Annotated in this window: 11 protein-coding genes; 7 read left to right on the top strand and 4 right to left on the bottom strand. The window is 61.2% G+C overall.

Annotated features, from left to right (window positions below):
* Window positions 1-300: 300 nt before the first annotated feature.
* The 7 genes from SJI03_RS05645 (at window position 301) to SJI03_RS05675 (ending at window position 9041) form a co-directional block, all read left to right on the top strand.
* Entirely contained in the window at window positions 301-1926 is a 1626-nt protein-coding gene (locus tag SJI03_RS05645; RefSeq protein ID WP_322426528.1) for a GMC family oxidoreductase, read from the top strand.
* Between the two features lie 133 nt (window positions 1927-2059).
* Entirely contained in the window at window positions 2060-2830 is a 771-nt protein-coding gene (locus tag SJI03_RS05650; RefSeq protein ID WP_035823437.1) for an ABC transporter ATP-binding protein, read from the top strand.
* Window positions 2830-3552 carry an ABC transporter ATP-binding protein gene (locus SJI03_RS05655; RefSeq protein ID WP_099377700.1) on the top strand — a complete coding sequence of 241 codons (723 nt, stop codon included), beginning with the start codon at window positions 2830-2832 and terminating at the stop codon, window positions 3550-3552. Before SJI03_RS05650 ends, SJI03_RS05655 begins: the two co-directional genes overlap by 1 nt.
* 76 nt (window positions 3553-3628) lie before the next feature.
* Window positions 3629-4837 carry an ABC transporter substrate-binding protein gene (locus tag SJI03_RS05660; protein ID WP_099377701.1) on the top strand — a complete coding sequence of 403 codons (1209 nt, stop codon included), beginning with the start codon at window positions 3629-3631 and terminating at the stop codon, window positions 4835-4837.
* Between the two features lie 164 nt (window positions 4838-5001).
* A complete protein-coding gene (locus SJI03_RS05665) occupies window positions 5002-5886 on the top strand; it encodes a branched-chain amino acid ABC transporter permease (RefSeq protein WP_034752662.1) in 885 nt (294 codons plus the stop codon).
* Window positions 5887-5917: 31 nt separating this feature from the next.
* Window positions 5918-6898 carry a branched-chain amino acid ABC transporter permease gene (locus SJI03_RS05670; protein ID WP_322426529.1) on the top strand — a complete coding sequence of 327 codons (981 nt, stop codon included), beginning with the start codon at window positions 5918-5920 and terminating at the stop codon, window positions 6896-6898.
* Window positions 6899-6974: 76 nt separating this feature from the next.
* Window positions 6975-9041, top strand: coding sequence for a 3-hydroxybutyrate oligomer hydrolase family protein (locus tag SJI03_RS05675; RefSeq protein ID WP_322426530.1), 2067 nt, complete (start codon window positions 6975-6977; stop codon window positions 9039-9041).
* Between the two features lie 46 nt (window positions 9042-9087).
* Here the strand turns inward: SJI03_RS05675 and SJI03_RS05680 are convergent, their stop codons facing one another.
* The 4 genes from SJI03_RS05680 to sugE form a co-directional block, all read right to left on the bottom strand.
* Window positions 9088-9879, bottom strand: a complete 792-nt coding sequence (locus tag SJI03_RS05680; protein WP_322426531.1) for an EAL domain-containing protein — start codon at window positions 9877-9879, stop codon at window positions 9088-9090.
* A 44-nt stretch (window positions 9880-9923) separates the two neighbouring features.
* A complete protein-coding gene (locus SJI03_RS05685; RefSeq protein ID WP_322426532.1) occupies window positions 9924-11081 on the bottom strand; it encodes an iron-containing alcohol dehydrogenase in 1158 nt (385 codons plus the stop codon).
* A gap of 85 nt (window positions 11082-11166) precedes the next feature.
* Entirely contained in the window at window positions 11167-11526 is a 360-nt protein-coding gene (locus SJI03_RS05690) for an NADH-quinone oxidoreductase subunit A (protein ID WP_099377705.1), read from the bottom strand.
* 11 nt (window positions 11527-11537) lie between these two features.
* Entirely contained in the window at window positions 11538-11858 is a 321-nt protein-coding gene (gene sugE, locus SJI03_RS05695; protein WP_322426533.1) for a quaternary ammonium compound efflux SMR transporter SugE, read from the bottom strand.
* Between the last annotated feature and the right edge of the window lie 155 nt (window positions 11859-12013).

A 12013-nucleotide genomic window follows, 5' to 3' on the forward strand; every position in this document is an offset into this window, starting at 1 on the left:
GTATCTGCCTGGGACGGTTTCTGGACAAAAAATGTTGCTGAAAAAATTTTTCGTTTACGCACATATCGTCCCTGTGGATATCCATACGGTTATCCACAGCTTGCAGCCCTTGTTTTGATGTTCTTTTTGACCTTTTCCCATATCGTCGGCCACGATTAATGTCGCCCTGGCCCGGTACTGGTGGTAATCTCAAGGCGGCTCAGCAGCCATGCATGCAGGAAGAAAGACAGACTCTGGTAATGGGACGCGGCGGGGAGACACGCTGCGCGACAGCTTGATGGCATACCGAAAGGAGCTTCATTGGAATCGGCAGGCGAATACGACTACATCATCGTGGGCGGCGGCACGGCAGGTTGCGTGCTGGCCAACCGGCTCACGCGCGACAAGGACGCCAGCGTTTTACTTGTGGAAGCGGGCGGCAAGGACGATTACGTGTGGATCCACATCCCCGTCGGCTATCTGCATTGTATCGGCAATCCCCGCACGGACTGGCTGTATTCCACGCAGGCGGACGCGGGCCTGGGCGGGCGCAGCCTGATGTATCCGCGCGGAAAAGTCCTGGGCGGCAGTTCATCCATCAACGGCATGATCTACATGCGCGGCCAGGCCGGCGATTACGACCACTGGGCCGACTTGACGGACGACGCTTCCTGGCGCTGGGACAAGGTCTTGCCGCTCTTTAAACAAAGCGAGGATTATTACGGTGGCGCGTCGGAAAACCATGGCGTTGGTGGCGAGTGGCGCGTGGAAAAACAGCGGCTGTCGTGGGATATTTTGAACGCGTTCCGCGACGCGGCGCAGCAGGTCGGCATCCCGAAAACCAGCGATTTCAATGGCGGTGACAACAGCGGCAGCGCATATTTTGACGTCAACCAGCGCCGCGGCATTCGCTGGAATACCTCAAAAGCATTCCTGAAACCGGCATCGCGCCGCCCGAACCTGACCATCATGACGGGCTGCCACGTGGAACGTTTGTTGATTGAAATTGCGGAATCGGGCCCCCGTTGCACAGGCATCGTGTTTACGGGGGGCGGCACGCAGTGGCAGGCGACGGCCCGGCGGGAAACCTTGCTGACGGCGGGCGCCATCGGTTCGCCGCAATTGCTGCAACTGTCCGGTATCGGCCCGGCCGCCTTGCTGCAGCAGCATGGGATTGTTCCCGTGGTGGATGCCGCCGGCGTGGGCGGCAATTTGCAGGACCATCTGCAGCTACGCATGGTTTACAAGGTGCAGGGCGTGAAAACGCTGAACATCATGGCGGGCAATATGCTGGGCAAGATGCAGATCGGTTTGCAATATGCGCTGTTCCAGAGCGGGCCCATGTCGATGGCGCCGTCGCAGCTGGGGGCGTTCGCCAAGTCCGATCCGCTGCAAGCCACGCCGAACCTGCAATACCACGTGCAACCGCTCTCCTTGGACAAATTCGGCGAGCCCTTGCATGCGTTTCCCGCGTTTACGGCCAGCGTCTGCAATCTGCGTCCTACCTCGCGCGGCCACGTGCACATCGCGTCGGCCGATAGTTATGCGGCGCCGAAGATCGTGCCCAATTACCTGAGTACCGAGCAGGACCGCAAAGTCGCGGCCGATGCCTTGCGCCTGACGCGGGCCATCGCCGCCGCACCGGCCCTGAAACAATTCTCTCCGGAAGAATACAAGCCCGGCGTGCAATTCCAGAGCCAGGAAGAACTGGCGCAGGCGGCCAGCCAGATCGGTACCACGATCTTTCACCCGGTGGGTACTTGCCGCATGGGCCAGGCCAGCGATGCCTTGAGCGTGGTCGACAGTCAGTTGCGCGTGATTGGCGTGGCTGGATTGCGCGTCGTCGACGCGTCGATCATGCCGTACATTACTTCTGGTAATACGAACTCGCCCACGGTGATGATCGCGGAAAAAGCGGCGCAAATGATACACGCGGCCTGGAAATAGCTGAGTAAAGGTGCGCGTTTGCGCCATTCGGGCTGGCGAAAAATCCCCGTAGTTATACTGTATTGTGCGTTAAATTTAAGTTGTGTATTATAAAAATGACTAAGTAGTACAAAAAGTACAACTAGGAGACACGATGTCAAACGTAATCTTGGAAACAAGAAATTTGACCAAGGAATTCAAGGGTTTCACCGCTGTGAGCGAGGTGAACCTGAAGGTAGAGCGCGGCCATATCCACGCCTTGATCGGTCCGAACGGCGCCGGCAAGACCACGTGTTTTAACTTGCTCACCAAATTCCTGGTCCCCACTTCCGGACAGATCCTGTTCAATGGGAAAGATATCACGGCGGCCAAACCGGCCCAGATCGCGCGCATGGGCGTGATCCGTTCCTTCCAGATTTCCGCCGTCTTCCCGCATTTGTCCGTGCTGCAGAATGTGCGCATCGGCTTGCAGCGCCAGCTCGGTACCTCGTTCCACTTTTGGCAAAGCGAACGGGCATTGAACCAGCTCAACGACCGCGCCATGGCCTTGCTGGCCGAAGTCGACCTGACGGAGTTTGCCGACACCATCACGGTCGACATGCCCTACGGGCGCAAGCGGGCGCTGGAAATTGCCACCACCCTGGCGATGGAACCGGAAATGATGCTGCTCGACGAACCGACGCAAGGCATGGGCCACGAAGACGTGCACCGCGTGACGGAACTGATCAAAAAGGTGTCGGCTGGCCGCACGATTTTGATGGTCGAACACAATATGAGCGTGGTTTCCGGCATCTGCGACAAGATTTCTGTCCTGCAGCGCGGCGCCATGCTGGCCGAAGGCAGTTACGCGGAAGTGTCGCGCAATCCGCAAGTGATGGAAGCGTACATGGGCACCACCCACGCGGAACTGGAAGGGGCACATTGATGACCGCTAGCAACAAGGCCCCCGCACTGGAAATTGCACAGCTGCACACCTGGTATGGCGAATCGCACATCCTGCACGACGTCAACCTGAAAGTGGAGCAGGGCGAAGTGGTGACTTTGCTGGGCCGTAACGGCGCCGGCCGCACCACCACCTTGCGCGCCATCATGGGCTTGACGGGCGCGCGCACGGGCTCGATCAAAGTCAATGGCGTCGAAGCGATAGGTTTGGCCACGCACAAAATCGCCCACCTGGGCATCGGGTATTGTCCCGAAGAGCGCGGCATTTTTTCCTCGCTGTCGACCGAGGAAAACCTGCTGCTGCCGCCGACCCTGGCCAGCGGCGAGAAGGGCATGTCGGTGGAGGAAATCTACGCCATGTTCCCGAACTTGCAGGAACGCCGCCACAGCCAGGGCACGCGCCTGTCGGGCGGGGAACAGCAGATGCTGGCCGTGGCGCGCATCCTGCGCACGGGCGCGCGTTTGCTGCTGCTCGATGAAATTTCCGAAGGCCTGGCGCCCGTCATCGTGCAAGGGCTGGCGCGCATGATCACCACCCTGAAAGCGAAGGGTTACACCATCGTCATGGTGGAACAGAATTTCCGGTTTGCCGCGCCGCTGGCGGACCGGTTTTATGTGATGGAGCACGGTCAGATCGTCGAGACTTTTGCTGCATCCGAACTGGAGGCCAAGATGCCGGTATTGACCGAGCTGCTTGGCGTGTAGTCCCCATGTAGTCTGTTGTACTCGTCATCGTCCAGCAATCGACTGAATAGCAAACAATAATCCCAACGGAGACACTATGAAACGTAACGCTATCGCCATTGCCACCGCCACCCTGTGCGCACTGGGCTTGTCCGCCGCCGCGCATGCCCAGGTATCGGGCGACACCATCAAGATCGGCTTTATTTCCGACATGTCGGGCGTGTATTCCGACGTCGACGGCTTAGGGGGCGCGGAAGCCATCAAGATGGCGATCGCCGATGCCGGCGTCGTACTGGCCGGCAAGAAGGTGGAATTCATTTCCGCCGACCATCAAAACAAGGCTGACATCGCCGCCTCGAAAGCGCGCGAATGGTTCGACCAGCAGGGCGTCGACATGCTGATCGGCGGCACCAATTCCGGCGCCAGCCTGGCCATGGCCAAGGTCGCGGCGGAAAAGAAAAAAATCTTCATTGCCATCGGTGCCGGTTCCTCGCGCCTGACGAATGAAGAGTGCACGCCTTACACCGTGCATTACGCCTACGACACGGTGGCGCTGGCGCGCGGCACGGGCGGCACCATCGTCAAGCAGGGCGGCAAGAGCTGGTACTTCATGACGGCCGATTATGCGTTTGGCCACTCGCTGGAAAAAGACACGGCCGAAGTCGTCAAGGCGGCCGGCGGCAAGGTGTTGGGCAGCGTCAAGCATCCGCTGGGCGCCTCCGATTTCTCGTCCTTTCTGCTGCAGGCGCAGGCAGCCAAGCCGCAAATCCTGGGCCTGGCCAATGCGGGCGGCGACGCCATCAATAGCATCAAGGCGGCCAACGAGTTCGGCCTGACGAAATCGATGAAACTGGCTGGTCTGCTGATCTTCATCAATGACATCCATTCGTTGGGCTTGAACCTGACGCAGGGCATGTACCTGACGGATGGCTGGTACTGGGACTTGAATGCGGAAACGCGCGCCTGGTCGAAACGCTATTTCGCCAAGATGAAGAAAGAGCCGTCGATGCTGCAGGCGGCCGACTATTCGGCCGCGGCCAACTACCTGAAAGCCGTCAAGGCGATCGGCACGGATGATACCGAGAAGGTCATGGCGTATCTGAAAAAGACCAAGATCAACGACATGTTCACCCAGAATGGCGAAGTGCGTCCCGATGGCCGCATGGTGCACGATATGTATTTGATGGAAGTCAAGAAACCGTCCGAGTCGAAATATCCATGGGATTACTACAAGGTGGTCGCCACCGTGCCCGGCGCACAGGCGTATGTGACCAAGGCCGAGTCTAAGTGTTCGTTGTGGAAGTAACGCTGTAGCCATACCTCCAGCGGATCGCCCGCCTGTGCGCGGGTGGTCCGTCCTGCATGCGCTTCGCTCGCAGGGTTCGCCTTGCGCTGCCGCACCCGTTTGCGGTGGCGCGTTTCCCTTGATACCACACCGCTACCCGGCGGTGCTTTTTATACTGTGATGCCATGGAAATTTTCGGCGTTCCAATACAAGCGATGATGAGCCAGCTGCTGCTGGGTCTCGTCAACGGCTCGTTCTATGCCATGTTGTCCCTCGGTCTGGCCGTCATCTTCGGCTTGCTTAACGTTATTAATTTCTCGCACGGCGCCATGTACATGATGGGCGCCTTCCTGGCCTGGATGGGCCTCAGTTATTTCGACATCAATTACTGGGCCATGCTGGTCATCGCCCCGATCCTCGTCGGCCTGGTCGGCATCCTGATCGAAAAGACCATGCTGCGCTGGTTGTATAAACTCGACCACCTGTATGGCTTGCTGCTGACCTTTGGCATCACCCTGATCATGGAAGGCGTGTTCCGCTCCTTCTATGGCGTCTCGGGCCAGCCGTATGCCGTGCCCGAAGCACTGGCCGGCGCCACGGACCTCGGTTTCATGATCCTGCCGAACTACCGCGCCTGGGTGGTGATCGCCTCGCTCTCCGTCTGCCTGGCGACCTGGTTCGTCATCGAAAAAACCAAGCTCGGTGCCTACCTGCGGGCCGGCACGGAAAACCCGAAACTGGTGGAAGCGTTCGGCATCAACGTGCCGCTGATGGTGACGTTGACGTTCGGCTTCGGCGTGGCACTGGCCGGTTTCGCCGGCGTGCTGGCGGCGCCGATCATCCAGGTCTCACCGCTGATGGGTTCGAACCTGATCATTGTCGTGTTTGCCGTGGTGGTGATCGGCGGCATGGGTTCCATCATGGGCTCCATCCTGACGGGTCTGGGCCTGGGCGTGATCGAGGGCCTGACCCGCGTGTTCTACCCGGAAGGCTCGGCCACCGTGGTGTTCGTGGTGATGGTCATCGTGCTGCTGCTGCGTCCCGCCGGCCTGTTCGGCAAAGAAAAGTAATCCTCATCAGTCATGTATTGGAGCTACCACGATGAATAAAAATGTAGGCTACGCCATTGCCTTGCTGCTGGCGTTGGCGGCCCCGTTTTACGGCTATCCCGTCTTCCTGATGAAGTTGCTGTGCTTTGCCCTGTTTGCCTGCGCCTTCAACTTGCTGATCGGCTACACGGGTTTGCTCTCGTTCGGCCATGCGGCCTTCTTTGGCGGCGCCGGCTATGTCACCGGCTACGCGCTGCGCACCTGGGGCTGGCCGACGGAACTGGGCTTGCTGGCCGGCGTCGCCACGGGCGCCTTGCTGGGTCTGGTGATCGGCGGCCTGGCGATCCGCCGCCAGGGCATCTACTTTACGATGATCACCCTGGCGCTGGCACAGATGGTGTACTTCCTGGCCTTGCGCCTGCCGTTCACGGGCGGCGAGGATGGCTTGCAGGGTGTTCCACGTGGAACCTTGCTGGGCACGATAGACCTGGGCAATGACACCGTCTTGTACTACGTCGTGCTGGCCATCTTCGTGGCCGGCTTCGCCCTGATCGTGCGCACCATCCACTCGCCGTTCGGCCAGGTGCTCAAGGCGATCAAGGAAAACGAACCGCGCGCCATCTCGCTCGGCTACGACGTCAACAAGTACAAGCTGATGGCCATCGTCCTGTCGGCCTCCTTGGCCGCGCTGGCCGGCGCCACCAAGACGTTGGTGCTGGGCTTTGAGACGTTGACCGACGTGTATTGGGGCATGTCGGGCCTGGTCGTGCTGATGACACTGGTGGGTGGCATGGGCACCTTGTCCGGTCCCATCCTCGGCGCCGTCTTGATCATCGCGCTGGAAAACAAGCTGGGCGATGTCGGTACCTATCTGGCGACGCATACTGGCATCGAGTGGTTCGGCACCCTGGGCGAATCGGTGGGCATGGTGACCGGCGTGATCTTCGTCATCTGCGTGCTGATGTTCCGGCGCGGCATTGTCGGCGAAGCCCTCGCGCGCTTTGGCGGCAGGCCAGCCAAAGCCGCTGTCTGATTTTCAAGCAACGCCGGACGGATCGTCCGGCGTTTTTCATTGTGCGTCCACTGTTACCTTAACGGAGAGTACCACCATGCAAACGACGATCACGCGCGCGGGCACTGGCGCAAGCCTGTGCACCTTGCTGGCATTGGCAGCCTGCGGCAGCAACCATGCGCCGGAAGAACTGAACCAGATGCCCGGCTACCTGGGCACCATCACGCGGGCCGACTATGACGGCAAGACGAACGATCTGCTGACGGCCGGCCTCGGCAAGACGGGGCTGGCGGGAGCAACTCCCGCGTATGCGAACGTGGAACAGCCGACACCGCTCGAACTGCGCCGCAATGCGATTTACGCCAATTACCGAGCGGTGCTCGACATTGCTGCCAACAGCGGCTACGGCACCTTGTACGGACCAAATGTCGATGCCAACGGTAGCATCGGTACGGGCGAGGGCCTCGTTGCCGGCAGTGAATACATCGCCTATGCCGACGATGGCACGGGCAAGAAGAATGTCACCTTGATGGTACAGGTGCCGGCCAGCTTCGATCCGGACCACCCCTGCATCGTCACGGGCACGTCGAGCGGCTCGCGCGGCATTTACGGCGCCATCGGCAGTTCGGGCGAATGGGGCTTGAAAAAAGGCTGCGCCGTGGCGTATGCCGACAAGGGTTCCGGCACGGGCCTGTACGTGTTCGAGGACGACAGCGTCAACCTGCAAAATGGCGTGCGCGCGGGCAGGGTGGCCGCCGGAAAGAATGCGCTCTTCGCGCCGGACTTGAGCGATGCCGACCGCCTGGCCTGGGCGGGCAGCAATCCGCACCGCATCGCCTTCAAGCATGCGCACTCGCAGCAGAATCCCGAGAAGGACTGGGGCAAGGTCACCTTGCAGGCGGTCGAGATGGCATATTATGTGTTGAACGAGCGCTATGGCGTGCTGGCCCGCGACGGCAGTTCTCACCTGGTGCGCCTGACACCGAAGAACACCATCACGATCGCCTCGAGCATTTCCAACGGCGCCGGCTCGGCCTTGCTGGCGGCGGAACAGGATACGCAAGGCTTGATCGGCGGCGTGGCGGCCAGCGAGCCGCAGATCCAGCCGACGGCATCGACTGCCTACAGCGTGCGCCAGGGCGGGGCGGTGGTCGCCAATCCCGGCCGCGCGCTGTTCGACTACGCCACCTATGCGGCCCTGTATCAACCGTGCATCGCCTCGGTGGCCGGCAATGCGGGACGCTGCACGGCGCTCGTCAGCAAGGGGCTATTGAACGGCGCCGACCTGGCCGCACAGCAGGCGGATGCGAAGCAGCGCTTGCGCGCATATGGCTGGCTGCTTGATGCCGATCCGCTGCAGGCAGCGCACGCGGGCACGAATATCCTGGTGGCCGTCACGTATGCGTATGCCTACGGGAAATTCCCCGTGACCGATAAAGTGTGCGGTTTCACGTTTGCGCAGACGGACGGCGGCGGCAATCCGATCGCGTTTACTTCGGCACAGAAGGCGGCCAGCTTTGCCGCGCAAAACGGCATCCTCGGTAGTGTCGTGTACGAGAACAGTGTGGGTGGCGCCAGGGTCTACACGGCCGGCGTATCGCCGTCAAACAGCCTGGCGGACCAGTCGCTCGATGGCTTCCTGTGCCTGCGCAGCCTGGCGACGGGACGCGATACCGTCAGCGGCGCCAACTTGCAAGGCACCTTGGCCGGGCAAAGCGTGCGCGTGCGGGCAGGCATGGCCGAAGTGGCTGCCAGTGGCAAATTGAATGGCAAGCCGGCCATCATCGTGCACGGCCGCAGCGATACCCTGATTCCCGTGAATCACGCTTCGCGCGCCTATCTGGGCTTGAACGCTGCCGTGGAGGGGAGCAATAGCAAGCTGCGCTATATCGAGGTAACGAACGCCAACCACTTTGATTCCTTCAGCAGCGCCTTGCCGACCCTGATCGTGCCGCTACACGTCTACCTGAATCGGGCGCTCGACGCCATGTATGCGCATTTGTCCGCCAAGCAAACCTTGCCGCCATCGCAGGTGGTGCGGACGGTGACGCGCGCCGATGCGTCGACCCTGATCACGAATGTCAACGTGCCGGCGATTGCGGCGACGCCGGCACCTGGCAATGCCATCAGCGTGACGGGGACTGTCGTCGATATTCCCAACTAGGCTGTCTCGCCTGTGGACGCTGCGGCCACGTTTCACGTGGCCGTTTTTATTCCCAGGCCGTATCGTCGATGTGCCCCAGTCCCTGGAAGACAGGCTTGGAAAACCAGTAACCCTGCATCAGCGAAATGCCGCAGCTGGCCAGAAAGTCGCGCTCGGCGCGTGTCTCGATGCCTTCGGCCAGCACGCGGATACCGAGCTCACGGCACAGACTGGCGATGGCCCGCACGATCGCCTGGCGTGGCGTGTGTGTATCGATTCCGCGCACCAGGTCCATGTCGATCTTGATGATGTCAGGCTGGTATTCGGCCAGCAAGTTCAAGCCCGCATAGCCAGCGCCGAAATCATCGATGGCTGTCTGGAAGCCGAAGCGCCGGTAGGCGCGGAATATTTCGACGAGGTGGGGACGGTCTTGCACCCGTTCGCCTTCCGTCACTTCAAAGATGATTTTGTCGGTAGGAAAGTGATGCAGCTTGGCCGCTTCCAGGGTACTGCGTATACAGACTTCGGGACGGTAGACGGCGTTGGGCAGGAAGTTAATTGACAGAAATCCCTGCATGCCCAGGCTGGCTGCGCCGGCCACTGCCTTGACGCGGCAAGCCTGGTCGAAGCGGTAGCGGTTGGCATCGTTGACTTGCGCCAGCACGCTGGCCGCACTTTCGCCGTTGGGCCCGCGCACCAGCGCCTCGTGCGCATAAATGCTGCGCGTAGCCAGGTCGACGATGGGCTGATAGGCATACTCGAAGGCAAACGGCAGCGGCGTGCCGTCATGGCAGCCGGCACAGGCACCGTGCGGAAAGCTGGTGCTGTCAGGATGAATGGGGATGTCGGGAGGCGTCATGGCGGCAGTGTAGCAGGGTGGGGGAACTGGCTCCGTTTGCTGGCTCACAGTGCGGCAGCATAGATGGCGCGCGCATCGCTGTGCGTGACGGGCCGGGGATTATTGCCCAGCAAGCGCGTCTGCAGCATGGCTTCATCGGCCAGCCGGTCCAGGTCGCTTGCCGCGATGCCCACCTCGCGCAGCGTGCGCGCAATGCCGGTGGCGCGCGCAAGTTTCTGCATGGCATCGATCAGGGCCACGGCCCGCGCTTCCTCGCTGCCCGTGATGCCGGGCTGCAGGATGGCCGCCAGTTGCGCATACAGGGGCGCCGCATGGGACAAATTGAAGCGCAGCACGTGCGGCAACACCAGCGCATTCGACAGGCCATGTGGCACGTGGAATAGTCCCCCGATGGGATAGGCAAGCGCATGCACGGCGGCCACGGGCGCATTGGCAAACGCCTGGCCGGCCAGCATGGCACCGAGCAGCATGGCTTGGCGCGCCGGCAGGTTGCTGCCATCGCGGCAGGCGGTGACCAGGTTGCTCGACAGCAGTGACAGCGCCTGGGTGGCCAGCATGTCGGACAAGGGATTTTTCAGCAGGCGGCTGGTGTACGCTTCGATCGCGTGCACCATGGCATCGATGCCGGTGGCGGCTGTCACGGCCGACGGCAAGCCCAGGGTCAGGCTGGCGTCGAGGATGGCCAGGTCCGCATACAGTTGCGGCGCGACTACGCCCATTTTGCTGGTGGCGCCCGTGGTGACGATGGCGATGTGCGTCACTTCCGAACCCGTGCCGGCCGTGGTGGGCAATTGCACCAGGGGCAGGCGCTGGCCGTGGACATTGCCGATGCCATACAGTTCGGCCAGTTCCTGGCGGCCCGGCGCCAGCACGGCGATCAGTTTGGCCACGTCCAAGGAGCTGCCGCCACCGAGGCCGATAATCAGTTCCACGTGAAACATCTGCGCCTGCGCTACGCCGGCCAGCACGATGGCTTCGGGCGGATCGGCTTGCACCTCGGAAAAGACGTGGACCTCGATGCCGGCCACCTGCAAGCTGCGCAGGGGAGCATCGGCCAGCCCCGTGCGCAAAAAGCCTGCATCGGTGACGAGCAGGGCGCAGCGCACGCTGGGGAAGTGGTGGGCGATGTGGGGGCCCAGCTGGGCAGCGGCGCCCGCTTCAACGATCAGATGCGGCACGGTGCGGAACTGGAAGGCGGACATGCATTCTCCTGACGGTAAGGACAGAAGTCCAGCTTACTCCGCTTTCCATCCCCGCGCCTGTTTCACGTGGAACAGGATGCGCGGGTCACTCCCACTCCAGCGCGCCGCGTTTCCATTCATAGGCCAGGCCGATGGCCAGCACGCTCAGGAAACCCATGACGGCCCAGAAGCCCGGCAGGCCCAGTTCGTTCACGTTGGCCGCCCAGGGCATCAGGAAGATCACCTCGATATCGAACAGGATGAAGAGAATGGCGACCAGGTAGAAGCGGATGTCGAACTTCATGCGCGCGTCGCCGAACGCTTCGAAGCCGCATTCATACGGTGACAGCTTTTGCGCATCGGGCTTGTGTGGACCGAGTACGCGTCCCAGCAGCATGGGCACGATGCCGACCAGGATGCCGATCAGAATGAACAGGAGGACGGGAAAATAGTTTTCGAGGAGCATGGGAATTCCTCTCAGTGACTGGACGACAGTTTCATCAGCACGATGCCGCACACGATGAGGACGGCGGCGCACACGCGCATGGTATTGACTTCCTCGCCCAGAAAGACGATGCCGACGATGAAGGCGCCGACGGCGCCGATGCCGGTCCAGATCGTATAGGCCGTGCCCAGGGGCAGGGTGCGCATGGCAAGCGACAGCAAGCCGAAGCTGGCGATCATCATGACGATGGTAATGACGGAGGGAGTGAGTCTGGTGAAACCCTCGGAGAGTTTCATCGAGTATGCCCACACGACTTCAAACATGCCGGCAATCAGTAATAGTATCCAGGCCATGGCGGCTCCTTATACAGAGCGGGCCGTCCCGGTGTGTTCCCATGATGGGGGAGGCCGTCCTCCTGGATGATCGTCCCGTTGGCCAATGGCGTGACCACGAATGCAGACGATGCAGCAATTGTAGCAAACATTGTCCAGTGCCGCACCTCCATCCT

Origin of the sequence: Janthinobacterium sp. GMG1 (assembly GCF_034427795.1) — a bacterium.
In the GTDB taxonomy this organism is placed as follows: Bacteria; Pseudomonadota; Gammaproteobacteria; order Burkholderiales; family Burkholderiaceae_D; genus Janthinobacterium.

Coding starts and splice junctions, on each gene's coding strand:
- SJI03_RS05650 (WP_035823437.1), top strand. CDS start 2,060: ATGTCAAACGTAATCTTGGAAACAAGAAATTTGACCAAGGAATTCAAG.
- SJI03_RS05655 (WP_099377700.1), top strand. CDS start 2,830: ATGACCGCTAGCAACAAGGCCCCCGCACTGGAAATTGCACAGCTGCAC.
- SJI03_RS05660 (WP_099377701.1), top strand. CDS start 3,629: ATGAAACGTAACGCTATCGCCATTGCCACCGCCACCCTGTGCGCACTG.
- SJI03_RS05665 (WP_034752662.1), top strand. CDS start 5,002: ATGGAAATTTTCGGCGTTCCAATACAAGCGATGATGAGCCAGCTGCTG.
- SJI03_RS05670 (WP_322426529.1), top strand. CDS start 5,918: ATGAATAAAAATGTAGGCTACGCCATTGCCTTGCTGCTGGCGTTGGCG.
- SJI03_RS05675 (WP_322426530.1), top strand. CDS start 6,975: ATGCAAACGACGATCACGCGCGCGGGCACTGGCGCAAGCCTGTGCACC.
- SJI03_RS05680 (WP_322426531.1), bottom strand. CDS start 9,879: ATGACGCCTCCCGACATCCCCATTCATCCTGACAGCACCAGCTTTCCG.
- SJI03_RS05685 (WP_322426532.1), bottom strand. CDS start 11,081: ATGTCCGCCTTCCAGTTCCGCACCGTGCCGCATCTGATCGTTGAAGCG.
- SJI03_RS05690 (WP_099377705.1), bottom strand. CDS start 11,526: ATGCTCCTCGAAAACTATTTTCCCGTCCTCCTGTTCATTCTGATCGGC.
- sugE (WP_322426533.1), bottom strand. CDS start 11,858: ATGGCCTGGATACTATTACTGATTGCCGGCATGTTTGAAGTCGTGTGG.